The sequence below is a fragment of the Psychroserpens luteolus genome, assembly GCF_021032705.1.
In the GTDB taxonomy this organism is placed as follows: Bacteria; Bacteroidota; Bacteroidia; order Flavobacteriales; family Flavobacteriaceae; genus Psychroserpens; species Psychroserpens luteolus.
In genome coordinates this window covers 182,834-208,983 of the sequence record NZ_JAHVXI010000005.1, presented here as the reverse complement: position 1 = coordinate 208,983, position 26,150 = coordinate 182,834, and the positions used below count along the sequence as shown (strand labels likewise).

25 protein-coding genes are annotated in these 26,150 nt (G+C 33.7%); 7 read left to right on the top strand and 18 right to left on the bottom strand.

Annotation, left to right across the window (positions count from 1 at the left end):
• Nucleotides 1–37: 37 nt before the first annotated feature.
• The 6 genes from gap to KWG70_RS13670 are packed head-to-tail and all read right to left on the bottom strand — an operon-like array spanning nt 38 to nt 5,080.
• Nucleotides 38–1,033 (bottom strand): type I glyceraldehyde-3-phosphate dehydrogenase, encoded by a 996-nt coding sequence (gene gap / locus KWG70_RS13695; RefSeq protein ID WP_230936607.1) that lies wholly within the window; start codon nt 1,031–1,033, stop codon nt 38–40.
• Nucleotides 1,033–1,911 (bottom strand): lipoyl synthase, encoded by an 879-nt coding sequence (gene lipA, locus KWG70_RS13690; protein WP_230936606.1) that lies wholly within the window; start codon nt 1,909–1,911, stop codon nt 1,033–1,035. The genes gap and lipA overlap by 1 nt, the downstream gene beginning before the upstream one ends.
• Nucleotides 1,912–1,962: 51 nt before the next feature.
• Nucleotides 1,963–3,219: an Nramp family divalent metal transporter gene (locus KWG70_RS13685; protein WP_230936605.1), complete on the bottom strand. Its 1,257-nt coding sequence runs from the start codon at nt 3,217–3,219 to the stop codon at nt 1,963–1,965.
• Entirely contained in the window at nt 3,219–3,767 is a 549-nt protein-coding gene (locus KWG70_RS13680) for an RNA polymerase sigma factor (protein ID WP_230936604.1), read from the bottom strand. Before KWG70_RS13680 ends, KWG70_RS13685 begins: the two co-directional genes overlap by 1 nt.
• Nucleotides 3,758–4,870 carry a glycosyltransferase gene (locus tag KWG70_RS13675; protein WP_230936698.1) on the bottom strand — a complete coding sequence of 371 codons (1,113 nt, stop codon included), beginning with the start codon at nt 4,868–4,870 and terminating at the stop codon, nt 3,758–3,760. Before KWG70_RS13675 ends, KWG70_RS13680 begins: the two co-directional genes overlap by 10 nt.
• A 6-nt stretch (nt 4,871–4,876) precedes the next feature.
• The gene (locus KWG70_RS13670) at nt 4,877–5,080 is read right to left on the bottom strand and encodes a membrane or secreted protein (RefSeq protein WP_230936603.1); all 204 of its coding nucleotides are present in this window, start codon (nt 5,078–5,080) and stop codon (nt 4,877–4,879) included.
• A gap of 167 nt (nt 5,081–5,247) precedes the next feature.
• Between KWG70_RS13670 and aqpZ the strand changes: the two genes are divergently transcribed.
• Nucleotides 5,248–5,934, top strand: a complete 687-nt coding sequence (gene aqpZ, locus KWG70_RS13665; RefSeq protein ID WP_230936602.1) for an aquaporin Z — start codon at nt 5,248–5,250, stop codon at nt 5,932–5,934.
• Nucleotides 5,935–6,002: 68 nt separating this feature from the next.
• Here aqpZ and KWG70_RS13660 read toward each other — a convergent pair whose 3' ends face one another.
• The 4 genes from KWG70_RS13660 to KWG70_RS13645 form a co-directional block, all read right to left on the bottom strand.
• Entirely contained in the window at nt 6,003–6,797 is a 795-nt protein-coding gene (locus KWG70_RS13660; RefSeq protein ID WP_230936601.1) for an anti-sigma factor, read from the bottom strand.
• Nucleotides 6,798–6,800: 3 nt separating this feature from the next.
• Nucleotides 6,801–7,340, bottom strand: a complete 540-nt coding sequence (locus KWG70_RS13655; RefSeq protein ID WP_230936600.1) for an RNA polymerase sigma factor — start codon at nt 7,338–7,340, stop codon at nt 6,801–6,803.
• Between the two features lie 240 nt (nt 7,341–7,580).
• Entirely contained in the window at nt 7,581–8,594 is a 1,014-nt protein-coding gene (gene murB, locus KWG70_RS13650; RefSeq protein ID WP_230936599.1) for a UDP-N-acetylmuramate dehydrogenase, read from the bottom strand.
• Nucleotides 8,594–9,784 (bottom strand): pyridoxal phosphate-dependent aminotransferase, encoded by a 1,191-nt coding sequence (locus KWG70_RS13645; protein WP_230936598.1) that lies wholly within the window; start codon nt 9,782–9,784, stop codon nt 8,594–8,596. The genes murB and KWG70_RS13645 overlap by 1 nt, the downstream gene beginning before the upstream one ends.
• 109 nt (nt 9,785–9,893) lie before the next feature.
• On the opposite strand from KWG70_RS13645, the gene KWG70_RS13640 reads away from it, so the two are divergent.
• Nucleotides 9,894–11,249, top strand: a complete 1,356-nt coding sequence (locus KWG70_RS13640; RefSeq protein WP_230936597.1) for an aspartyl protease family protein — start codon at nt 9,894–9,896, stop codon at nt 11,247–11,249.
• A gap of 33 nt (nt 11,250–11,282) precedes the next feature.
• Here the strand turns inward: KWG70_RS13640 and KWG70_RS13635 are convergent, their stop codons facing one another.
• Entirely contained in the window at nt 11,283–11,708 is a 426-nt protein-coding gene (locus KWG70_RS13635; RefSeq protein ID WP_230936596.1) for a DUF1573 domain-containing protein, read from the bottom strand.
• Nucleotides 11,709–11,895: 187 nt separating this feature from the next.
• Here KWG70_RS13635 and KWG70_RS13630 point away from each other — a divergent pair, with 187 nt between their 5' ends.
• Nucleotides 11,896–14,523 (top strand): valine--tRNA ligase, encoded by a 2,628-nt coding sequence (locus KWG70_RS13630; protein ID WP_230936595.1) that lies wholly within the window; start codon nt 11,896–11,898, stop codon nt 14,521–14,523.
• 451 nt (nt 14,524–14,974) lie between these two features.
• Here KWG70_RS13630 and rodA read toward each other — a convergent pair whose 3' ends face one another.
• From rodA to purH, 6 genes are all read right to left on the bottom strand, one after another.
• On the bottom strand, nt 14,975–16,255 hold the full coding sequence (gene rodA / locus KWG70_RS13625) for a rod shape-determining protein RodA (RefSeq protein WP_230936594.1): 1,281 nt from the start codon (nt 16,253–16,255) through the stop codon (nt 14,975–14,977).
• On the bottom strand, nt 16,255–18,225 hold the full coding sequence (gene mrdA / locus KWG70_RS13620; RefSeq protein WP_230936593.1) for a penicillin-binding protein 2: 1,971 nt from the start codon (nt 18,223–18,225) through the stop codon (nt 16,255–16,257). The genes rodA and mrdA overlap by 1 nt, the downstream gene beginning before the upstream one ends.
• A complete protein-coding gene (locus KWG70_RS13615; RefSeq protein ID WP_230936592.1) occupies nt 18,222–18,728 on the bottom strand; it encodes a rod shape-determining protein MreD in 507 nt (168 codons plus the stop codon). The genes mrdA and KWG70_RS13615 overlap by 4 nt, the downstream gene beginning before the upstream one ends.
• The gene (gene mreC / locus KWG70_RS13610) at nt 18,721–19,542 is read right to left on the bottom strand and encodes a rod shape-determining protein MreC (protein ID WP_230936591.1); all 822 of its coding nucleotides are present in this window, start codon (nt 19,540–19,542) and stop codon (nt 18,721–18,723) included. The genes KWG70_RS13615 and mreC overlap by 8 nt, the downstream gene beginning before the upstream one ends.
• A 19-nt stretch (nt 19,543–19,561) precedes the next feature.
• Nucleotides 19,562–20,590: a rod shape-determining protein gene (locus KWG70_RS13605; protein WP_230936590.1), complete on the bottom strand. Its 1,029-nt coding sequence runs from the start codon at nt 20,588–20,590 to the stop codon at nt 19,562–19,564.
• A gap of 66 nt (nt 20,591–20,656) precedes the next feature.
• Nucleotides 20,657–22,189: a bifunctional phosphoribosylaminoimidazolecarboxamide formyltransferase/IMP cyclohydrolase gene (gene purH, locus KWG70_RS13600; RefSeq protein WP_230936589.1), complete on the bottom strand. Its 1,533-nt coding sequence runs from the start codon at nt 22,187–22,189 to the stop codon at nt 20,657–20,659.
• Between the two features lie 177 nt (nt 22,190–22,366).
• Here purH and KWG70_RS13595 point away from each other — a divergent pair, with 177 nt between their 5' ends.
• From KWG70_RS13595 to KWG70_RS13580, 4 genes are all read left to right on the top strand, one after another.
• Nucleotides 22,367–23,620, top strand: coding sequence for an ABC transporter permease (locus KWG70_RS13595; protein ID WP_230936588.1), 1,254 nt, complete (start codon nt 22,367–22,369; stop codon nt 23,618–23,620).
• Nucleotides 23,621–23,710: 90 nt separating this feature from the next.
• Complete coding sequence (locus tag KWG70_RS13590; protein ID WP_230936587.1) at nt 23,711–24,958, top strand: ABC transporter permease; 1,248 nt, start codon at nt 23,711–23,713, stop codon at nt 24,956–24,958.
• Nucleotides 24,959–24,973: 15 nt separating this feature from the next.
• Nucleotides 24,974–25,225 carry a hypothetical protein gene (locus tag KWG70_RS13585; RefSeq protein WP_230936586.1) on the top strand — a complete coding sequence of 84 codons (252 nt, stop codon included), beginning with the start codon at nt 24,974–24,976 and terminating at the stop codon, nt 25,223–25,225.
• A 1-nt stretch (nt 25,226) separates the two neighbouring features.
• Nucleotides 25,227–25,625, top strand: a complete 399-nt coding sequence (locus KWG70_RS13580) for a hypothetical protein (protein WP_230936585.1) — start codon at nt 25,227–25,229, stop codon at nt 25,623–25,625.
• Here KWG70_RS13580 and KWG70_RS13575 read toward each other — a convergent pair.
• Nucleotides 25,622–26,077: a GAF domain-containing protein gene (locus KWG70_RS13575; RefSeq protein WP_230936584.1), complete on the bottom strand. Its 456-nt coding sequence runs from the start codon at nt 26,075–26,077 to the stop codon at nt 25,622–25,624. The two genes, KWG70_RS13580 and KWG70_RS13575, sit on opposite strands and share 4 nt — an antisense overlap.
• Nucleotides 26,078–26,150 lie beyond the last annotated feature (73 nt).

Below are 26,150 nucleotides of genomic sequence, written 5' to 3'. Positions count from 1 at the left end.
ATTTGAACAAATATAAATATTTATTCGATAAAAGACACTATTTCATCGATAAATTGCAAATTAAATCTAAAATTCTACTTGAATACCCAGTTTCATTGTCATACCAGCCAACAATTTTTATCATATTTCCTATAACAGAAGTCATTTGGGCATCAAATATACAGGAGTGCGAATTACCAACAATATCAATTGATACAATTGGATCTTCAGTGTATTGAAGAATATGTTTTAGATGTGTTTTAGATGCATTTTCAAAAGCCTTATTAATGTCTTCAATGGTCACTGTTTTTTCAACGTTAAAAGTGATATCTGTTAAAGAACCATTTGCCACAGGAACTCTAATTCCACAACCACCAATTACATCGGATAAATCAGGAAAAATCTTAGTTAGCGCTTTAGCGGCTCCAGTTGTTGTGGGAACAATAGATTGTCCAGCGGCTCTTGCTCGGCGTAAATCTTTATGCGGTTGATCATGTAAGCTTTGATCTGTAGTGTAGGAGTGAACCGTTGTAATATAAGCTTGCTTTACACCACAAAGCTCATGTATTACAGAAATCATTGGTGCGGCATTGTTTGTCGTGCAGGAAGCATTAGAAAGAATGAGCTCATTACCATCTACTTCATTGTCATTAACACCCAAAACAACTGTTTTAATGTCATCTTCAATAGGAGGAACAGATAAAATTACTCGTTTAGCACCATTATTAATATGATGCATCAAGTCAGTAGACGTTTTAAACTTTCCTGTGGATTCAATCACAAAATCGACATCAAAAGGAGACCAATTAATAAGTTTAGGATGACTACAGTTGAGTAGTGGGATAGATCTATCATTTAAGGTAATGTGATCTTGAGTATAAGAAATATCATGTGTAGAAACCCCATGAATGCTATCATATTTTAATAAATGACTGAGTGTTCGAGCATCTGCCAGATCATTGATGGCTACAACTTTAATATCGTCTCTGTTTTCAATAAGCCTGAACACTCTACGGCCAATACGACCAAATCCATTAATAGCGACACGAATCATTAATTAATATGTTTTTGAGCTTTGTAAGACGATCGAACTAAGGCACTACTTTCTACGTGACGAAATCCTAATTTTAAACCAATGTCTTTGTATTCGTCAAATTGATCTGGTTGAATAAATTGTTTTACAGGTAAATGTTTTTTACTTGGCTGTAAATACTGTCCAATAGTCACAACGTCTACGTCATTTTCTCTCAAATCGTGAAGTGTTTCAATTACCTCTTCACGTGTCTCTCCTAGACCTAACATGATGCCAGATTTAGTGCGACGTTGTCCTTGTTGTTTTAAATATTTGAGCACAGACATGCTTCTATCGTATTTTGCCTGTATACGAACGTCTCTTGTGAGTCGTCTTACCGTTTCAATATTATGAGATACGACTTCGGGAGCAACGTCAATAATTCTGTCGATATGTTGTTCAATACCTTGGAAATCTGGGATAAGTGTTTCAAGCGTTGTTTCTGGGTTCATACGTCTTACAGCTTTTACCGTTTCACTCCACATGATACTTCCCATATCTTTGAGGTCATCTCTATCAACACTTGTTAAAACCGCATGCTTTATACCCATAATTTTGATTGAGCGTGCTACTTTTTCAGGTTCATCCCAATCCACCGTTTCTGGTCTACCAGTTTTTACACCACAAAATCCACAAGAACGCGTACACACGTTTCCTAAGATCATAAAAGTGGCAGTGCCTTCTCCCCAGCATTCACCCATATTAGGACAACTTCCAGAAGTGCAAATTGTATTGAGTTTGTATTTATCTACCAGTCCTCTTAACTCGGTATATTTTTTCCCAGTAGGAAGTTTAACACGAAGCCATTTTGGTTTTGGTTGACGAGGTACTACAGGTTTTGATTCGGTATTTGTATCCATCTACATTAATTAGAGACAGCAAAGATACGAAGTATTCTATTAATTTTTCTCTTAAAGTAATTGAGTTAGCCAATCATAAAATTGAATAAACATATCTTTATTTAATGCGATATACCAAATGCTAAATCCCACCAAAAATAAAAGCCCTAACCAGCTTAAAATATGGATACCTGTTGATGGTCTCCATTCTTTAGGTGTATGACGACTTGAGATTAATACGTAATTCGCAATAGCGTATAAAGGAGCAGTAATAAATGATAAAACCGTAGCAATAGTTATTAGCAACGCCATATCAGATTTGAATTTGAAGAAAATAAGAATGGTTCCAGAGATCAAAATTAAAATCCATACTAAGTAAGATCGCTTCATTTGATTACCAAATAAGAGTTGAGTTGTTTTGACCATAGCTCTTGGTGACGCATCTAGTGTTGTAAGGGTTGTGCTGAACATGGTCGTAAAAGCTGCAATGCCAATAATGAGATAAGACCAATTTCCTAAGCTTTTAGTATACATTGAAATGAGCTGATTTGAAAACACATCAGCTTTTCCACTAAAGTTTTCTCCACTATTAAACATGACCAAGGCGCCTAAGGCCAAAAAGCCTAATCCAAGTATAATCGTAGCAAAATAACCAACGTTGAAATCAAAAAGTGATGATTTTACACTAAAATCAGTGTCTTCTTTTTTCTTTTCTATAGCCCAAAGTGAATGCCAAACGGAAATGTCTAAAGGTGCTGGCATCCAGCCCATAAATGCAATTAGAAAGCCAAATTGCATAGCATTTGGAAACACTTGCGTTAGTGCTGTTGGTTGTGTAGAATTTTTAAATGCAAAACAAACAGCAACTATGGTACTTAGAGTTAGTGTAACAATGATAAACTTCATGAGTTTATCGAGAAAACTATATTTACCAATAATCAAGATAACAAAGCAAATACTAAGAATAATAACGGTCCATATTTTCGTAGAAATAAAATCTCCAAAAATTGATTCAGCTAAACCAGCTGTGACAATAGTTACAGCAGTTTGAATAGTGAACATTGTAGCAATAGTCAAAATGAAATAGGCTATAAGTACACCTTTCCCCAATTTTTTGTAACCATCTAAAAGTGTCTCTCCTGTAGCCATTGCATAGCGTGGACCAAATTGAAAAAACGGATATTTAAAAATATTGACTAGCAATAGGGCCCAAATCAATCCAAAACCAAAATCAGCCCCAGCTCTTGTAGATTGTACAAGATGGGAGACACCAATGGCTGCGCCTGCAAATAATAATCCCGGACCTATTTTTTTAAGACTGAAAGACATTACTTTTTCTTAATAATTTCGGCAAGCAGCTTTTTAGCTCTTAACAGTTTTACTTTTACATTGTTGATAGGTTCATCTAAATGTTTTGAGATTTCTTTATAGGTCAACTCTTGAAAATATCTCAGATTAATGACCTCTTGATAATGAGGTTTTAGCTTCTTAATATCTCGTAGTAGCTTTGCTAAATTTTGTTCTGTTATTAGTTTATCTTCAGGTGAAGGAGATTCGTCAATAATCGTATAATAGTCATCGTCTTCATTAGCGTTTGATCGACTAGATATTGTAGATTTTTGCTTTCGTACCAAATCGATATGAATGTTCTTAGAAATGGTTACAAGCCATGTTTTAAATTCATATTTGTCATTATACGTATGAATTTTATCAAAAGCTTTAGAGAATGTTTGTATGGTAATATCTTCAGCATCGTTTTCATTTTCGGTACGCTTCAATTGAAATCCATAAATAGTGTTCCAAAAGGTGTCTAATAGAAAATTAAAAGCGATTTGATCATTTTCTTTAGCCTTTTCTATCGCGTCTTTTACTTCCAATGTTGAGGTTTTGATGAGAGATTTTTTATAAATATAAAGAATTGAAAAGTAATTAGAAATAATTCAAGAAAAGGAATGAATAAGATCAAATCTTTTTCTTTGAGCTTAGCAGCTGCAGAATAGAGTGTTGCATATTGAACAATAAATCTTAAGGAAATGAGTCCCACAACAATTTGCCATTGATGTAGTATAATTAATAATATAATGGAAAGGCCCCAAAATAGAAATTGCGAACAATAAAATAAGGCTAAAAGCACTTTATGCTTTAGTTTATAATGAGAAGCCGTACTCACGTGTCTACGTTTTTGAAGAAACCATTCTGAAAATGTATGCTTTGGAATCGATTCTGTAAAACTTTGTTTGGCAATACAAATGGCAGTGTTTTTTTTGCTTGCTACCTGATTTACAAATAAATCGTCATCGCCAGACAGTACTTTCATGTGATCCATAAAACCATTGGCTTCAAAAAACAGTTCTTTCCTATAGGCTAGGTTTCTGCCAACTGCCATATATGTTTGTCCTAATAAGGCATAAGAAAAATATTGAACAGCGGTCATAAAGGTTTCAAACCTAATAAGTAAATTGAGTAATGACCCTTTGATTTTTTGATAAGGTCCATAACCTAAAACAAGTGTTTTTTGGGAATCAAAGCGTTCACTCATTTTGCTAATCCAATGCTTAGATGTTGGCCTGCAATCGGCATCAGTAAATAAAAGAGTATTGTATTTTGCAGCTTTTATGCCTAGTGTTAATGCGTATTTTTTATTTCCCCAAAATACTTCTATAGGTTTTACATTAACTATTTTAATGTTTTCATGATCTTTACTAAATGCTTGCATCACTTGTAATGTATCATCTGAAGAATTATCATTGATGAGAACTATTTCAAAGCTTGGATATGCTTGAGATAATATTGACGGTAAATTGGTTTTTAGGTTTTCAGCTTCATTCTTTGCACAAATAATGACTGAAACAGGTTGGTTTTTAACTGAAGTCTTTTTTTGTTTTACTGAAGCAAATTTTCCGAAGATAAATCCGTAGTAAATAATTTGAATAGCTACAATAGCAATAAAAACGTAAAAGAGTACGTCAAAAAGAAGCAACAATGGTTAGGAGTGTTGAGGTTCGTTACAATTTTCGAACTGGTCTGGTGTTTTTCCGCAGAAGCCACAAGCTTCCCCTTCTTGGTTAAGCATTGGGTTTTGACTAGCACAAGTGCCAGCAAATTTACCGTCTTTTTTTGCCCATATTTTAATTGCAATTCCAGCAACGCTTAAACCTAAGAGTACTAAAGTTATTAGAATGAGTTTCATCTGCTTCTGGTTATTTTTTGTTTGTGCAAAGATAAAAATTTTGAATGTTTTTAGTCCTTATTATGAATACTAATTATAGGAAGCAAAGACAAATATGTGACCTTGTTAATTGTTTAAGTGTCTTATAATTAATAAATTAATCTTTTTACTAACTAATATTAATTATTATGAAAAAATTATTAGCAGAGTTCTTTGGAACATTTTGGCTTGTTTTTGGAGGTTGTGGTAGTGCAGTTTTTGCTGCTGCTTATCCAGAATTAGGAATTGGTTTTGCTGGCGTGGCATTGGCTTTTGGTTTAACAGTGTTAACAATGGCCTATGCTGTTGGACATATATCTGGAGGACATTTTAATCCTGCAGTCTCTTTAGGACTGTGGTCGGCAGGAAAATTTCCAGCAAAAGACCTCATTGGTTATATTATTGTTCAAGTTATTGGAGCTATAGCTGCAGCTGGTGCTCTTTACCTTATTTTAACTGGTAAATCTGATTTTGTAGATATAGGTAGTTTTGCCTCTAATGGTTATGGTGACCAGTCACCAGATGGTTATAGTATGATGTCTGTGCTTATTGCTGAATTTTTATTGACATTATTCTTTTTGTTAATTATTTTAGGGAGTACCAATGTAAGAGCTCCTAAAGGTTTTGCTCCAATTGCTATTGGTCTTGGATTAACTTTAATTCATTTAATAAGTATTCCTATTTCTAATACTTCTGTCAATCCTGCGCGTTCAACAAGTCAGGCTATTTTTGCAGGTGGAGAATTTACGTCACAATTATGGTTGTTTTGGCTGGCTCCTATTGCTGGTGCTATAGTGGCTGGATTCATTCACAAGGCATTTTTTGATAAAGAATAAATAACGATCCATAAAAAAAAGCCACTTTAGTCATCCTAAAGTGGCTTTTATATTTGTTTAAATAACTGTTAGTTATTTCGATTCTTTAATTCTATTTCTGCAACAGCTTCATCAGTTTTGTCAGCATTTTCTTTTGGTCCAATTGTAATACTTAACCCTAAAGCATTTTCCATATAAGGTACAGATTGCATGTTTTTTTGTGAAGGGTCAAGAATACCAAGGCTTACAAAATGATCTTCCATTTCAGCCCAAAGGTGAATAAATTGATCTTCAGATAACTGAGGTAAAGAAACAACATCAATCATAGATGTTTTTTCAATAGCATTTATATACGCTACTGTTTTTAAATCTTTAGCACGAGCATTTCCTCTTAACACATATTTTTCAGTTTCAGGATTATTTAACTTCATGAACTGACGCATTAAATTGTCAAGCTTTTTGTTATTGTCTTCAATATCACTTCTCAAATCAAAAATTTCGTCAACAACAACTTGGTTTTCTTTGATTAATTCTTGATTTTGTTGGTACTTCATATAGTAACCACCAGCAAAAAGAAGAGCGACAATACTAGCAGCAATGCTATACCAAGGCGTTCTTCGTCTTGGTCTTTCAAGTGTAATTACAGGAGTGGCTTCTTCTTCTAATTCATTTTTGATGTTATCTAAAACAAATTTAGGAGCTTCTACAGCATCAGCTTTGGCTAAAATCTCAAGATTATCTTGCAATCTCAGATATTCGCTTTCCACTTCTGGATAGGTCTCAATAAATTGCTCTACTTTCAGACGTTCTGAAGCAGATATTTCATCTAGTATATACTTGTCAAGTAAACCAGATTGAAAAAAAGTATGTAATTTTTTTTCCATTTCTTAATTTATTTCTGGATCGTAAACCTTTTTTAGTTCTCTCAATCCAATTTTTAATCTAGACTTTATAGTACCTAATGGTATATCAAGCTCTTCACTTGCTTCTTGTTGGGTCATTCCCTCAAAAAACAAGGCTTTAAGGACTATTTGATACTTCTCATCTAGCCGTGCAACATGCTCCTTTAAATCCAAGACATCTTGGTTTAAACTTGCTGTTGGTAAGATATATACGTTTGATTTATCGATTTGGACTTCTTTTTCAAATCTATTGTTGAAACTTCTTAATTTATCTATAGCTGTATTTTTCGCAATTCTGAAGAGCCAAGTAAATAATTTGGCCTTTTTAGAATCGTATTTTTTAGAATTTTTCCAAACCTTCACAAATGTTTCTTGAAGGGCATCTTGTGCTAGTTCTTCATTAGTTGTAACTTTTAAGATAACACCATAGAGGCTATCTGCATAATTTTCGTAAAGAAGATTGAGTGCTTTTTTATCGCCTTTAGCGAGTAATTCTACAATTTGTTGTTCTATTGAAGTGCTCAAAAACTAGAAATTAAAATTTTATTAAAAAAAATGAATTTTAAAACGTCTAAAAATAAATTTCATCCGTATATAGATTAAGTTGGTAAAATTAGTAAAATAATACCAAAACAGAATTTAATCCATTTAACATATAATTTCTGTGGAATAGAATTTTTTCTTCCTAAAGGAAAATTGATTAATAGCATTTTCAAAAAACTATTCTGTAGTGAACAATAGCCTCATTTATTTGAGGCTTTTTGCTTATATAATATTAACTTCTGCTTCTATGTTAATATCAAAAATACGAGCAACTGTCTCTTGAATTAATTGTGATAACTCTAAAATATCATTTCCGCTTGCACCACCATAATTTACCAAAACTAAAGCCTGTTTTTTGTGTACCCCATAATTATCAAAAGTTTTACCTTTAAAACCAGCATGTTCAATAAGCCAGCCAGCTGGAACTTTAACTTCTTTATCTGAAACGATATAATGTGGAGCATCAGGAAAATTCTTCTTGAATTTTAAAAACTCAGATTTTGAAATGATAGGATTCTTAAAAAAACTACCCGAATTCCCTATCTCTTTTGGGTCAGGGAGTTTGCTCTCTCTAATAGCAATTACTGCTTTAGACACATCCTGAATTGTTGGCTCAGTAACCATCATAGCTTGCAATTCTGAAGTGATAGCGCCATAGTTAGTATGTAATATATGTTCCTTGGCACTTAAATTAAACATAACGCTAGTAATAATATACTTCCCTTTAGCCTGTTGTTTAAAAATAGAATTTCGGTAATCAAATTCACAGGTATCTTTAGTAAAGGTTTCGACCTCTAAAGTTTCTAAATTTAGAGCGTTACAAGAGTGAAAAACATCTTTTAATTCAACTCCGTATGCACCTATGTTTTGAATTGGACTTGTACCAACATTTCCAGGAATAAGAGATAAGTTCTCTAAGCCGCCAAAATCATTTTCAAGTGTCCATAATACAAATTCATGCCAATTTTCACCAGCTAGACTTTGTACTAAAACCTCATTATCAGATTGAGAAATAATCTGTTTTCCTTTTAGGTTTAAATGAATAACAAGAGCATCAATATCCTTTGTAAGCAACATGTTACTACCACCTCCCAAAATAAATTTTTTCGGATATGCACTTGAGGTATAGATATCCTTTAATTCTTCAATAGATGATACCGAAACAAATTGCTTTGCTTTAACATCAATTCCGAAGGTATTGTATGGCTTTAGAGATATGTTATGTTGTATATGCACTAATCTTGGTATACTTTAAGGGCTTCTTTTAAAATATTTACAGCCTTTACAAGGCTCTCAGTATTAAGAACGTACGCGATACGTATTTGATTTAAACCAACACCAGGCGTGCTGTAAAAACCTGCCGCAGGAGCTACCATTACAGTTTCATTATCGACATCAAAAGATTCTAACAGCCATTGTGCAAAGGCATCTGAGTTTTTTATAGGTAATTGCGCAATGCAATAAAAAGCGCCTTTAGGATTGGCAACTTGAACGCCTTCTATTTTACTTAACTCTTCAATTAGAATATTTCGACGCTCTACATACTCAGCAATCACATCATCAAAATAACTTTGTGGTGTATCTAATGCAGCTTCACTAGCAATTTGAGCAAGAGTTGGCGGACTTAAACGCGCTTGAGCAAATTTTAAAGCTGTTTTTATGACGTCTTTATTCTTCGAAACTAAACATCCTATTCGAGCTCCACACATGCTATAACGTTTTGAAACAGAATCTATAACGATAGCATGGTTTTCTAGACCTTCTTCTTGTAAGATAGAGTAATGTGTAGCGCCATCATAGGCAAACTCTCGATAGACTTCATCAGCAATTAAAAATAAATCGTGTTTTTTTACAATATTGGCTAATTTTTTTATTTCTTCTTTTGAGTAGAGATATCCTGTTGGATTTCCTGGGTTGCATATAAGTATTGCTTTGGTTTTTGGTGTGATTAGTTTTTCAAACTCTTCTATTGGTGGTAATGCAAAATTATTTTCAATTTTAGAGATTACTGGAACCACGTTTACTCCAGAAGCTGTTGAGAATCCATTATAGTTAGCATAGAAAGGCTCTGGGATAATCACTTCATCATCTACATCCATAATACTTCCAAAAGCAAATAATAAAGCTTCACTGCCTCCAGTTGTAACAATAATATCATCATGTTTAACATGAATGGCATTATTTGCATAATAATTAGCGATTTTTTGGCGATAAGCCTCAGACCCTTCAGAACGACTGTAAGCTAATATGTCTATTGTGCTCTCTCTAATAGCATCAAGCGCAACTTTAGGCGTCTTAATATCTGGTTGACCAATGTTTAAATAATAGATATTTTTACCTGCTTTTTCAGCTTTTTCAGCAAAAGGAACTAATTTACGTATTGGAGATTCTGGCATAGAAACTCCTTTTTTGGAAATCGTTGGCATGTTTATTTATTTTGATGGTAAAGTTCTGAAAATTATCTTAAATTTTATTTAAAAAATTGATGTAAAAACTAAACATCTATTAAAGATTTGTAACTTGTTATTAATACTTATGATTTTTTCCAAAAGAACATACGCACTTATTCTGTTATTCGTAATGAGTTTTAGCTTTTCATTTGGGCAAGGTGATTTTAACTTGCCAAAGCGGAAAACTGACAAGATACGATTTCAACTTATTAATAATCTGATCATTATACCCGTTGAAATCAATGGTGTTAAATTATCTTTTTTACTTGATACAGGTGTTAGTAAGCCGCTTTTATTTAACATAACGAATACAGACTCTCTGCAAATTAATAACGTGGAGACTATTTTTATTAGAGGTCTTGGAGATGGAGAATCTGTTAAAGCACTTAAATCAAATAATAATTTCTTTAAAATTGGAAATGCGGTTAATATAAATCAAGATGTATATGTGGTTTTTGACCAAAATATAAATTTCACACCGAGATTGGGTGTTCCTGTTCATGGAATTATTGGTTATGATCTATTTAAAAACTTTGTTGTTGAAATAAATTATAGATCTAAATATTTAAAACTCCATAGAAAGGATGTTTATCAGTATAAACCCTGTAAAAAGTGTGAGACTTTTAACCTGTCCTTTTTTAATAATAAGCCTTATATGGATTTAAAAGCCAGATTTGGTGATCAAAATGTACCCATAAAATTGCTCATTGATACAGGTAGCAGTGATGCGCTATGGTTATTTGAAGATGAGTCTAAAGGCATATCCACAACTCATCACAACTATTTTCATGATTTTTTAGGAAGAGGATTGAGCGGTAACGTTTATGGCCTTCGGTCTATTGTGAAATCGTTAGATCTAAAGAATTTTAAGCTAAATGATGTTAATGTTGCTTTTCCAGATTCGTCGGCGATAACCTATGCAAGACGCCATAAAGAAAGAAATGGTAGTATTGGTGCTGAAATGCTTAGGCGTTTTAACCTAATAGTTGACTACGGAAACTCTAAAATAACTTTAAAAAAGAACTCAAATTTTAAAGCAGGATTTCAGTATAATAGAAGTGGTATTGTATTGGAACAAACAGGAGTTAGAGTTGTTAGAGAGCGTTCTAATAATAATATACTAGATTCTTATGGACAAAATAGAGATAAGGTAAATATTGATATTGTTAGATCATATCAATTTAAGCTAAAGCCTGCATTTACTATTGTAGATATAAGAAAAGGTTCTCCGGCTGAGCGTGCTGGATTAAAAATAGATGATGTTGTTCTAAGTATCAATGGAAAAGAGGCACATCTCTTGAAGCTACAGCAAGTTATAGGGTATTTTAGAGAGCGTCCGGGAAAGTCGGTAAGACTTAGAATTGAGCGAAATAAAGAAATCATGAATTTTGATTTTAAACTCGAAGATGTCTTTAAAAAAAAGAACTCTCTAGATAAATAGAGAGTTCAGTTAATTTATATATAATGTAGCCTCTTATTGCTCCATTACACTTTTGTTTTTCTTTTCTAATACACTTGTTTTACTTGGGTCAACAACTAAACCTTTAATTTTCAAGGCTACAGTTGGAGTGTCAGCATTAGAAGTTACAGTAATTGTTTTTCTAATAGGATTAACTCTATTAGTATCGTACTTTACTTCGATTTCTCCAGTCTCTCCTGGTAAAATAGGACCTTTTGGTTTCTTAGGCACTGTGCAGCCACAAGTTGACTTTACATTAGTTATTATAAGTGGTGCATTTCCTGTATTAGTAAATTCAAATACTCTTACACCATCCGAACCTTTTTCTATGGTTCCATAATCAATAACATCTGTTTTAAATTCAATTTTAGCTACCTTTTCTTGGGCATAAGCTCCAATGCTTAAGAATGCTACACATAAAATTATTACTAAATTTTTCATCATTTTAATTTTAAATTGATACTATCAAAACTACTTACTTTTTGTGATTCCGCAAAATAAATTAGCCGTATGACCATATAATTAACATTAATTACAGTTTAGTTGGTCATTATTTCTTTTAATCATTTCGCAAAAAAAGAAATATAAGTACTTTTGTCAGTTATAAAGCAAAAACAATACCAAACGCATGGGCATTCCATCAAAATATTCAGCAGAATCAGTAGAAACTAAGTGGTACAACTACTGGATGACACACAATTACTTTCATTCTACACCAGATGAAAGAGAGCCATACACCATTGTTATTCCTCCTCCAAATGTAACAGGAGTACTACATATGGGACATATGCTGAATAATACCATTCAGGATGTACTTATCCGTCGTGCACGTTTAAAAGGAAAGAATGCGTGTTGGGTTCCAGGAACAGATCATGCATCTATTGCTACTGAGGCAAAGGTTGTAGCTAAGCTAAAAGCCCAAGGTATAGACAAAAATGACTTATCCCGTGAAGAATTTTTAAAACACGCTTGGGAATGGACCGAAGAGTATGGAGGCGTAATTCTTGACCAACTAAAAAAACTAGGATGCTCCTGTGATTGGGATCGTACAAAGTTTACCATGGATGATGATATGAGTGAGGCTGTAATCAAAGTATTTGTTGATTTGTACAACAAAGGCTTGATATATAGAGGATACCGTATGGTTAATTGGGATCCTGAAGCTAAAACAACATTGTCTGATGAGGAGGTAATTTATGTTGAAAAGCAAGGTTTTCTCTATTACATTACATACCAAGTTGAAGGAAGTGATGATACCTTAGTTATTGCTACTACTAGACCTGAGACTATTTTTGGTGATACAGCCATTTGTATAAATCCAAATGATGAGCGTTTCACGCATCTAAAAGGTAAAAATGCTATTGTACCTATTTGTGGAAGAGTGATTCCTATTATTGAAGATGAGTATGTAGATGTTGAGTTTGGTACGGGTTGTCTAAAAGTGACACCTGCGCATGATGAAAATGACAAAGTTTTAGGAGATAAACATCATTTAGAAGTCGTAGATATATTTAATGAAGATGCCTCACTTAATAGCTTCGGAATGCATTACGAAGGACAGGATCGTTTTGTAGTAAGGAAAGCAATAGTAAGGGAGCTCAAGGAGGCAGACAAATTAGTTAAAACCGAAAATTATACCAATAAAGTAGGAACGTCAGAACGAACTAAAGCCATAATAGAACCGCGTTTGAGCGATCAATGGTTTTTAAAAATGGAAGATCTGGCAAAACCAGCTTTAGATGCTGTGCTAACGAATGGAGACGTAAAACTATTTCCAAAGAAATTTGAGAACACGTATCGTCATTGGATGGAAAATATTCGTGATTGGAATATTTCACGTCAGTTACTTTGGGGACAACAAATTCCTGCTTATTACTATGGTGATGGTAAAGAGGATTTTGTGGTGGCCGAAACTATAGATGATGCACACGCTTTAATTAAAGAGAAAGGGATTCGTATTGAGCGAGAGGATATTCGTCAGGATTCTGATGCCTTAGACACATGGTTTAGTTCATGGTTATGGCCAATGAGTGTGTTTGATGGTATTCGAGATCCTGAAAATGAGGAAATCAAGTACTATTATCCTACAAATGATTTAGTAACAGGACCAGATATATTGTTTTTCTGGGTGGCTAGAATGATTATTGCAGGATATGAATATAAAGACCAAAGACCTTTTGAAAATGTATATCTCACAGGATTGGTTAGAGATAAGCAGCGTCGAAAAATGTCTAAATCTCTAGGAAATTCGCCAGATGCTTTAAAATTGATTGAAGATTACGGTGCAGATGGCGTTAGAGTAGGCCTGTTGCTAAGTTCTGCAGCCGGAAATGATTTGATGTTTGATGAAGATTTATGTCAGCAAGGAAAGCAGTTTGCTAATAAAATCTGGAATGCCTTTAGATTAGTCAAAGGCTGGGATGTAGATGATACGATTATTCAGCCCAATTCAAGTAAAATAGCGATAGAATGGTTCGAATCTAAATTTCAAAAGACCATTGCAGATATTGAAGATCATTTCAGTAAATATCGATTAAGTGATGCGCTAATGGCAACTTATAAACTGATTTGGGATGATTTTGCATCATGGTTATTAGAAATTATAAAACCAGCGTATCAGCAACCTATTGATGCGAAGACCTTAGAACAAGTTATTGTGTTATTTGAAGATATTTTGAAAATACTACATCCATTTATGCCATTCTTAACCGAAGAGATCTGGCAATATATTGAGGAACGCTCACCTGAAGAGGCTTTAATTATTGCTAAATGGCCAGAAACAAAAGCGATTAATGAGAGCTTAATTTCTGAATTTGACTTTGCTTCTGAGGTGATTTCTGGCATTAGAAATATTAGAAAACAGAAGAATATTGCTTTTAAGGATGCGATTGCATTTTCGGCTGTAAATAACGAAAATGTTTCGACTAGCTTTGATGAGGTGATTTCTAAACTAGGAAATCTAGAAAGTTTTGAGTACATCAATGAATCTATTGATGGTGCTTTAACCTTTAGAGTAAAATCTAATGAATATTTTATACCTATGGAGGGCAGTATTGATGTTGAGGCTGAAGTAAAGAAGCTTACCGAGGAATTGAATTATACTGAAGGCTTCTTAACCTCGGTACAAAAGAAGTTATCTAATGAGCGCTTTGTTAATAATGCGCCCGAACAAGTTGTTGCCTCAGAAAAGAAAAAAGAGGCAGATGCTTTGGCTAAGATAGAAACCTTAAAGTCAAGTTTGGCCAGTTTACAATAGTCAAACATCTTATAAAACATTAAGGAGCCTGTATGGCTCCTTTTTTATTATAAATTTTATTTATGTTTATCATAAAAAACATAAATAAAAATATATGGAATTATATTCGGATCTTTACTGTATAAATTAGAGATTGTCAAATTGTTGGTGTGAGAGATGTCTAAATTGTCAATGGTCGAATTAGTCTCATAATTTCAGATAATTCTAGAATCTCACATCTCATGCTCGAATTTGAAGTTAAGTTTTTTTAGAGTCTTAATTTTCAGACAAAAGCAGTTACAAGACACTAGGTATTACCACTAACTGATTGATTGATATAGTTAGGTTGTAAGCAAAACAGTTTTTTAGTGGTATTAAAGCTATACCTAGTGTCTTTCTTCCTATAAAGAAAAAGAAAAAGTTAAGTTGTATTGAAAAGGCTGTCTAACTATTGTAGAGGCAGCTTTTTTTATTACCACTCGTTAATTTTATTGCTATCTAATTTTATAAAAATAAAAAGTAGTATAGTAAAACCCCAAAGACCCGATCCTCCATAGCTAAAGAAAGGTAAAGGAATCCCAACTGTTGGAATTAAGCCCATAACCATACCAGTATTGATGGTAAAATGAATAAAAAAAACAGAAGCTACGCCATAGCCATAAACACGGCTAAACTGGGATTTTTGGGATTCGGCTAGATATAATATTCGTATAATTAATGCCATAAATAAAATCACAACTAAAGTGCTGCCAAGAAATCCCCATTCTTCACCAACAGTACTAAAAATATAATCAGTTTCCTGTTCTGGTACAAACTTACCAGTAGTTCGCGTACCTTGTAAAAAACCTTTACCAAAAAGCCCACCAGAGCTTATAGCTTGTTCAGATTGAATAAGATTATAAGCTTCTTCTTTTTTCATTTTTTCTAATAGAACAGGGTCTTTTTCTAGACGTAGCCACAGACTTATTCTATTTTGTTGGTGTGGTTGTAATACATGTTTATAAAATAATTTCACACCTGCTGAAAAGGCTATGCATACTAAAAGGAGAACTATAGATTGTATAAGAGAACTGCGTTTTTTCCTTCTGAAGAAATAAACGATAATGAGAACAATAACAGAAACAACAGCAGCTGTTATGAGTCCAAATTTTAATGCTAAAACTGCAAGCACTATGGTTGATAGGGCAATAATCAAATAGACTTGTTGTAGGCCTTCCCTGTAAAATACGAAAAAGAAAGAAGTGTAAACTAAAGTACTTCCAGCATCATTTTGAAGTAAAATTAAAATAGCTGGAACCATAATTATCGCTACAGCTCTCAGTTGATCCTTTAGTGAATTCATATTGGTTTGCAAGTCGCTCATGTACTTTGCCAGCGCTAGAGCAGTGGCGAATTTTGCAAATTCACTTGGTTGTATAGTCATACTACCTATACCATACCATGAACGCGCACCATTTACATCTTTTCCAAAGATAAAGAGTCCAACAAGGGCAAGCATGGCTGCTATATAAATAATACTGGCAAACCGTTCATAGAATTTAGCTTCTAAAGAGAGTATAAGAACAATTAAAACAAAGGTAAGTCCAATAAAAACAAGGTGCTTTCCATAGAGCTGACTCATGTCAAAATAGCTAGTAATTTCACCTTCGTGAGATGCTGACAAAATATTTAACCAACCAAAACCTACCAACAGTAAAAACAAAACAATAGTAATCCAATCAAATCTAAAACCTCTATGATTTTCTCTATACATTACTTCTGATTTGGTTGGTTTGCATTTATTCTAATAGAATTGCTCAGATCGTCATTCTCTAGTTTTTCAACTTTATCTGCAACAACTTTATCTACAACCTGAAGTGTTGTTTCTCCGTTGATTTTAAAAGGTTCACCAGAATATGGTTTTGCATACTCATTCTCTAAGCTATGCGTTAAAATCCAATGCTCCATATCTGTTCTGGTAATTTCGCCTTTAATATATTTTTCAATCATCAAGCTTGCCATTCGTCCAGCGAAACGACTTCCCCAATATCCGTTTTCAACAAATACTGCGATAGCAATTTTTGGATTGTCTTTAGGAGCAAAGGCCACGAAAATAGAATGATCGGTTAGTTGTGTTTTTACACTATCAATTTTGATGAAATTTTCGGCAGTTCCAGTTTTTCCACAAATATCAATCCCAGGAATTCGAAGGGTTGCTGCAGTTCCTTTGTTGTATACATCAAACATTCCTTGTATCACAGGTTCAAAATGCCTTTTGTCTATTGTCGTATATTTTGGTGTTGTATATTTCGTATCAATAGTTTCGCCTTCAATGTCTTTAATGATATGTGGTGTGTAATAATAGCCGCGATTTCCAATGGCAGCCGCCATATTAGCAAGTTGAATTGGTGTCGCTTCAACTTCACCTTGACCTATAGCATTTGAAACAATATAAGTTGATCCCCAACGATTATCACCATAAGCTCTATCATAGTAATCTCCATCAGGGATTCTACCTTTTTGTCCAACAGGTAAATCATAGCCTAAGTAATTTCCTAGTCCAAAACTTTTGGCATGTTTGGCCCATGTATTCATAGCATTCCCTGCATCATCGTATTTGTCGACTATTTTACGATAGGCATTTACAAAATAGGCATTACAAGATTGTGCAATACCATTATTCATGTCTACCGGACTTTTATGATGGTGACAACCTGTAAGTTTTCGGCTTCCATAGTAATATCCCATTCTACAAGTCACTTTGTCGCCAGTATTGATAACGCCTTCTTGTAAACCAATTAATGCATTAATCACTTTAAAAGGGGATCCAGGAGGGTATTGGGCTTGAAGACCTCTATCAAAAAGGGGTTTAGCTATACTATCTCTAAATAGTTGTGTGAAGTTTTTTGAACGTCCGCGTCCAACCAATATATTTGGATTATAACTAGGCGCAGAAACTAATGCTAAAATTTCCCCATTACTAGGGTCAATAGCAACAATCCCACCTCTTTTATTGGTCATTAATAATTCGCCATACTGCTGTAAGTCAGAATCAATCGTAATTTTAATGTCTTTTCCTGGTTGAGGTAAGGTGTCATAACGGCCCTCTTTATAAGGGCCAATATTTTTATTGAATCGATCTTTTTGAATAAACTTGATGCCTTTGACACCTCGAAGAATATTTTCATAAGATAATTCTACCCCTTGCTTACCAATAAGGTCTCCCATTTTATAGTAAGGTTGCCTTTCTATAATTCGCTGGTTAACTTCTCCAATATCACCTAAAACATTGGCGCCAATAGATGTTCTATAGTCACGCAGAAATCGTTTTTGAATATAGAACCCTTTAAACTTCCGCATCTTTTCTTGAAGCACCGCATAATCGGTTTTGGATAACTGCGGTACAAACACTGAAGGTAATCGTGGTGAGTAATTTTTTGCTCTGTTGTATGTTTTTTTAAAGTCGTCTTTAGAAATCTTTAATAGTCTACAAAATTCTAAAGTGTCTAATGGTTCAACTTCTCTTGGAATAACCATGACGTCGTAAGAAGGCTGATTAGCAACTAGTAGTTTGCCATTTCTATCATAGACATAACCACGTTTAGGGTAGTCATATACTTTTTTAATCGCACTATCCTCAAAAAGATTATAGGCTTGCTTATTGTATACTTGTAAATAGAACAAGCGAGCAATAAATACAAGTCCAACAGTAACTACGGTTAATAAAAGTAGAAGTTTTCTCATCGTTGTTTATTACTAAAAAGTACTGAAATTAATACGCAAAGTATAATCGTAAAGATACTTGAAAATAACGTTTTCTGTAATATTAAAATTATGTTCGAAATGTTAAAAATTTCCATGGTGAACATAATAAAATGATGAATCGCTATTAAAATTGAAAAGTAGATCAATCGGTTACCAAATTCGGTATTATTGAACTTCATGTTTTGATGTTCATATACCATACCAAAGGCAAACTTCAATACTGCTGGTCTTATAAATGCAATAGTGACACAAGATGCGGCGTGAACACCACCTGAATCAGAAAAAATATCTACAAATAATCCCAACATAAAGCTCATAAAAATAAAAAGAGAACGGTTATTGTTTACCGGAAATAATAAAATGAAGAGTATGTATGGGTAAGGATTGATATTCCCTAAAAAGTTAATGTTATTAAATAGTAAAGCCTGCACTAATACAAGTACAACAAACCTAATGATGCTATTGAAATTTAAACTAGTCATCAACAGGGTTTTCTAAGAGTTTTATTTCATCGGAATCCAAATTCTCTATGATATAGACATGAGATAGATTGGTCATATCATTAAATAATTTAATGTTAACGATATAAGTGTCACCGCTAATATCTAGTTCGAAATTATCTACAACGCCTATGGGAATACCTTTAGGAAATATAGAAGATTTTCCACCAGTTACGATAGTGTCTCCTTCTCTTACAGGTGCAAATTTTGAAATATCAGTCAGTTGAACAATTGAAGATGACTTTCCATCCCATTCTAATGATCCAAATTGATCTGAAGTTTTTAGCTGAGCGTTAATTTTACTTTTTGTGTTTAAGATGGAAAGCACTCGAGCATAACCATTAGATGTATTGTCAATAATACCTACTATACCTTTAGATGTAATAACACCAAAATCTTCTTTAATACCATTTTTTTCACCTCTATTAATGGTCAAATAGTTTTTTGACGACGCATAATTATTATTGATAATTCGAGCTGATTGTATTTTATAACGTCCACTGTAAGATATACTATCTATGATTATTTTACTTGTAGAATCTGAAGCGTTAAAAACTTGAGATCGTAATCTGTTGTTTTCTTCAATGAGAATATCATTTTGTGTTTTCAGATCAAAATAGTTAGAGACCCCACTGGCTTTGTCATAAATACCACCAGTTATAAAATTAGCAGAATTAATAAACTTGCTTTTGTGGTAAGAATGTGATTGTATGGTTAGTGCTAAAGAAATACCAAACAGCAACAGAAACAAAAGGGACGTTTTGTTTCTAATGACAAAGTTGATAATTTGTTGCATGCGATGTAGGTGTTCTCAGTTATTTAATCAATACACTTTTAAATTTAGCAAGGTTTTTAAGTGTAATTCCAGTACCACGAACAACAGCTCTTAAGGGATCTTCAGCAATGTAAACAGGTAAATCTGTTTTTTGAGATAGACGTTTGTCTAAGCCTCTAAGCATCGATCCACCACCTGCTAAATAGATACCTGTATTGTAAATATCAGCAGCTAATTCTGGAGGTGTTTGTGATAAAGTTTCCATCACAGAATCTTCAATTCTTAAAATAGATTTATCTAATGCTTTTGCAATTTCTCTAAAAGAAATCTGAACTTGTTTTGGTTTTCCTGTTAATAGATCACGACCTTGAACACTCATTTCTTCTGGTGGAAGATCGAGGTCTTCGGTAGCGGCTCCAATTTGGATTTTTATCTTTTCAGCAGTGCGATCACCTACATAGAGGTTGTGCTGTGTACGCATGTAGTATATAATATCATTAGTGAATACGTCACCTGCTACTTTTACAGATTTGTCACAAACAATTCCTCCAAGAGCAATTACCGCAATTTCAGTGGTACCACCTCCAATATCAACAATCATGTTTCCTTTAGGTTGCATAATATCGATACCAATACCAATAGCAGCAGCCATTGGCTCATGAATTAAGTATACTTCTTTACCATTAACACGCTCACAAGACTCTTTTACTGCTCGCATTTCTACTTCTGTAATTCCTGATGGAATACAAACGACCATACGAAGAGCAGGCGTAAATAATTTCTTTTTCAAAGCAGGAATATTTTTAATAAACATGCTTATCATTTGCTCTGAGGCATCAAAATCGGCAATTACACCATCTTTCAAAGGTCTAATCGTTTTAATGTTCTCGTGTGTTTTACCTTGCATCATGTTGGCTTCTTTACCAACGGCAATGATTTTGCCAGAAATTCGGTCTCTGGCAACTATAGACGGACTATCAACAACAACTTTGTCATTGTGGATAATAAGTGTGTTTGCAGTTCCTAAATCTATGGCTATTTCTTCGGTTAAGAAATCAAAAAATCCCATTCGCTATTCTAATATTATGAGGTCGTTATTGTTCTAATTTTTTGGTGTGTTGTAAATGTAATAAAATTAATGCTTAAAATGGCGTGTTCCTGTCATTACCATCGCTAAATTATTTTCATTACAATAATCAACGGTTAATTGGTCTTTAATAGAACCTCCTGGTTGAATCACAGCAGTGATTCCTGCTTTATCTGCAATTTCTACACAATCTGGAAACGGGAAGAATGCATCACTAGCCATAACAGCACCTTGTAAGTCGAAGTTGAACGACTGTGCTTTATGAATTGCTTGGTTAAGTGCATCTACACGACTTGTTTGTCCTGTACCGCTGGCACACAATTGTTTGTTTTTTGCTAAAACAATTGTATTAGATTTGGTATGCTTGCAAATTTTTGAGGCAAATATCAAATCTTCTAACTCATTTTCAGTAGGTTTATTGTTGGTTACATGCGTTAAATCTGCAGTGCTATCGGTTTTGTTATCTCTATCTTGGACTAGAACACCATTTAGACAGGTTCTTACAGTAGTTTTTGGAAACTCTATATCATGTAGAATTAAAAGTATTCGATTCTTTTTTCCTTTTAAAATCTCCAGCGCTTCTTTAGAAAATGAAGGAGCAATAACAACTTCACAGAATAAAGAATGTATTTTTTCGGCGGTTGCTTTATCAATTTCAGTATTGGCAATCAAGATACCACCAAATGCAGAAACAGGATCACCAGCTAGTGCGTCTACATAAGCTTGATGAATCGTGTCACGCTGTGCAAAACCACAAGCATTGTTGTGTTTCAATATAGCAAAGGTTGGTGCTTCACCTTTAAACTCGTTCATTAGATTAACAGCTGCATCAACATCTAAAAGGTTGTTATAGCTTAATGCTTTTCCGTGGAGTTTAGTAAACAAGTCGTCAAAATTTCCGAAGAAAAATCCGCGTTGATGTGGATTCTCACCATAACGCAATACTTGTCCATTTGTTTCACTAATTTTAAGTGAAGCAATCTCATGATCTGCATTGAAATAATTAAAAATTGCAGAATCGTAATGTGATGATACATTAAAAGCCTTAGCTGCAAATCGTTTTCTGTCGGCTTCAGAAGTTTCTCCGTTTTGAGATTTCAGAAGGTCTAGAAATTCAGAATAGTCATCTACAGAAGATACACAAATCACATCTGCATAATTTTTGGCAGCAGCCCTAATCAATGAAATACCACCAATATCAATTTTTTCAATAATATCTTGGTTGGAAGCGCCTGAAGCTACTGTTTTTTCAAAAGGATATAAATCAACAATAACTAAATCGATTTGAGGAATATCAAAGTCAACTAATTCTGCAACATCACTTTCGTTATTTTGTCGGTTTAAAATACCTCCAAATACTTTTGGGTGCAATGTTTTTACGCGTCCGCCCAAAATAGAAGGATAGGAAGTAACATCTTCAACAGGCACGACATTTATGCCTAAGTCTTTAATGAATTTTTCTGTACCACCTGTAGAATAAATGGTTACATTTTGCTGATCAAGTTGTTTAACAATAGGTTCTAATCCGTCTTTGCTAAAAACTGAAATTAAAGCAGATTTAATGGTTTTGTTGTTGCTCATTGTTGTGTTGTTGTCGTTGTGTTTCGGTTATTAATCGAAGTTGTGAAAAATTAAAGCCCAAAAATACGCAATATCAAGAGTTAATGTAAATGGAAATAGTAGTTTATTTAAGTTTTTTGTAACAATAAATTGTTGAAAACCTAGTATCTTTCAATTTCAAAAAACCAATCCCATAGAATGCTCGTTTATTTAAGGTTATTTAAGGAAAGTTTTTCTTTTGCCATCAATGCATTACGTAATAATAAGCTTCGTACGTTTTTGTCGCTTTTGGGAATCACTATTGGTATTTTTTCAATCATTGCAGTGCTAGCTGCCGTTGATTCTTTAGATAGAGATATAAAAGAACAGTTGAGCGGTTTGGACAGTAATACGATGTATTTAGCGAAATTTTCGTTTGGCCCTAGTAATGTACCAAGATGGAAACGTTTACAGTTTCCTGAAGTCTCCTACAATGAATATAAGTATTTAAAATCATCGCTTTCAGATGCCGAGCATGTTGCCTATCAGTTATTTGTGAGACGAGAGACGGTTAGGTATGAATCAAATACTGTGAGTAGTGTTAATACGGTTGTGGTAAGTGATGAATTTGATGATATTCAAGCGTTACAGTTTTCTAAGGGTCGTTTTTATAGTGAATCAGAATCGAATACTGGTAAACCTGTTATTGTTATAGGAGATGAAATTGCGAATTCACTTTTTGGCGAATTAGAACCTATTGGTAAAAAAGTAAGATTGTATGGTCAAAAATTTACAGTAATAGGAGTTGTTAAAAAGCAAGGGTCTGGATTGTTTGGTGATAGTAATGATATTTCTATTTTTCTGCCAGCAAATTATGTGAGAAATCGTTATGGCGATAACAATAAAAACATGAATCATATTGTGATTATAAAGCCTAAAGGTAATGCAGATGTTGATGAATTGAAGGCAGATGTGGTTCAAAAAATGAGAGCCAGACGCGGTTTGAAACCTGATGAAATAGATTCATTTTTCATTAGTGTAATCTCAGGATTACAAGATGCCATAGATGGTATTATTTCAACATTGAATATTATTGGTTGGATTATAAGTGGATTTTCTCTATTGGTTGGTGGCTTTGGCATCGCTAATATTATGTTTGTGAGTGTAAGAGAACGTACAAACCTTATTGGTATTCAAAAATCCTTGGGTGCTAAGAATAGATTTATTTTATTTCAGTTTCTATTTGAAGCTGTGATTTTGTCGCTTCTTGGTGGTTTGATTGGTGTAGTCATGGTGTGGCTTGGCTCATTAATTGCCAATGCTGCTATTCAAGATTTTTCTTTTGTACTGTCATTCACTAATATATTTTTAGGATTCGGGTTATCTTCATTGATAGGCTTAATATCTGGTGTTATTCCTGCGATATCGGCATCTCGATTAGATCCAGTAGAGGCTATTAGAACAGGAATGTAGTATTCTTATAAAAATAAGAAGCGTTTGATGTAACAATATAGGTTAGACCACGTCTTACAATTATAGTCTTATAAATTTAAACTAATTCTTATGCTCGTTTATTTAAGGTTATTTAAAGAAAGTTTTTCGTTTGCAATCAATGCTTTACGAAACAATAAGTTGCGTACTTTTTTATCTCTATTGGGAATTACCATAGGGATTTTTTCAATTATAGCAGTACTTGCAGCTGTAGATTCTCTCGATAAAAGTATCAAAGATCAATTGAGTGGTTTGGACAAAAACACCATGTATCTTACTAAATACTCTTTTGGACCAACAGAAGTACCGAGATGGCAGCGTGAAAATTTTCCTCAAGCAGAGCATGACGATTACCAATTTATAGAACGAAATGTGCCAGATATAGCTGCGATTGCTTATGTGATTTTTGGCAGCTCTGAAAATATTAAATACGAAGGTACAACAGTTACAGGAGTAGATATTACGCCTATTTCTGATGGTATTTACGAAATTGAAAATTTAAAAATAGCTGAAGGTCGCTTTTATACGGAAGCCGAATCTAACTCCGGTTCAAATGTAATGGTAGTTGGAAGTGCTACTGCCGAGAATTTATTTGGAACTGTAAACCCAATAGGTAAAACTGTTCGAGCCTATGGACGTAAAATGACTGTGATTGGTGTATTGAAAAAAGTAGGAACTGGGTTAGGTGATTCTCCTGATGAGAAAGCATATGTCCCAGCCAATTTTGTGCGACAATTTAAAAATGGAGGTGCAGATGGTTTACCAGGAGCTGTGATTATTAAACCAGAAAAAGGTGTTGACATAGGTGCTTTCGAATCGGTTTTAAAACAAAAATATCGCGCATACAGAGGCTTGAAAGCTGACGAGCCCGATAATTTTTTCATCAATAAAATTTCAGGATTTACAGCATTTATAGACGGTATAATAGCAACACTTAATATGATAGGTTGGATTATTAGTGGCTTTTCACTTCTTGTTGGTGGTTTTGGTATCGCTAATATTATGTTTGTAAGTGTACGTGAACGTACAAATCTTATCGGTATTCAAAAATCCTTAGGCGCAAAAAATAAATTTATCATGTTCCAATTTTTATTTGAAGCAGTAATTTTATCTGTGTTAGGTGGTTTAATAGGAATTATTTTGGTGTGGCTGATATCTTTTATAGCTACAGCTGCTTTAGATTTTGAATTTGTATTATCTTTCTACAATATATTTTTAGGATTTTCATTATCCACATTTATTGGCTTAATCTCTGGAGTGATTCCTGCATTAACTGCATCACGCCTTGACCCTGTGGAGGCCATTAGAACTGGAATGTAAATAAAACGCAATCATATGTCTGATACAAATTCTCGAAAAAGTTTTTGGTGGTATTTTATAAGAGTAACCATATTAACTATAGTGTTTTTTGCTGCTGTGTTGATATTAAGTGATTTTAACTATGGACTGAACAAAACTGTAGGTTGGGCATGGGATTTATCTAATATAAGATTTTGGTTAGGTGTATTGCTTTATTTCAGTATTGCTTTTGGTTTTTTGTCTTTGATAACAGCTCTTGTGATGAAAATATCTAAGCTTACGCAATAACATGGGTGTCAAACCTAAAAGAACGTTTAGTTGGTTTCTAGAGCATGGTATGGTCTATCTGCTCTTGATTTATATTATTTTCTTTTTTTCTGTAGGCGGTTTGTATCCGTTTAATACATTTGGATTAAATAGAACAGTAGGTTGGTTATGGGATATAAGTAATGTAAGATTCTACTTTCCGTTCTTTCTTTTAGTTTATCTTTTGGGAAGTATAGTGTTGGTCTTGCTTAAAAGAAAAACAAATAAAATAATAGCCTTATTCTTTCTTGTTAGTATTGCAATGAGTACAATAATGAATAGCTTTGGATATTATGAGGTCGAAGCTATTTTGAGTTTACTCTCCATGATTGTATTCGCCGTACTGTTTTTTAAAGCGCTTTTTGCAAAAAAAATAGTTTAAAGTAGTCCTGCTACTTGCTCACAAACAAATTCTAAAAAACGTTCATCTGCTTCAGAAAAAGGATCAGGCGTGTTGGAGTCGATATCAATCTGACCAATATTTTCACCATTCACAAAAATAGGAATCACAATTTCAGCTTTTACAGTAATACTGCAGGCAATATAATTATCTTGAGCAGCGACGTCGGGAACGACAAAATTTTCATTAGAAACCGCAACTTGACCGCAAATCCCTTTTCCGAAGGGAATAATAGTATGATCGGTAGGTTCACCAACATAAGGCCCTAATTTGAGTTCGTCCTTATCTCCGTTTTTAAAATAAAACCCTACCCAATTATAATAATCTATATGGTTTTCAAGAAGTTCACATATCGCTAATAAGCGTTCATCTATGGTTTGACTGGTTTGCGATACAATAGTTTCAACTTGAGGTTTAAGGCTCTCGAATGTCATAGGTTTCAAAAATTTTGGTAAAAGTATTTAAAAAGTACTATTTCTAGATTCATTTTGTATAATTTTAACTCGC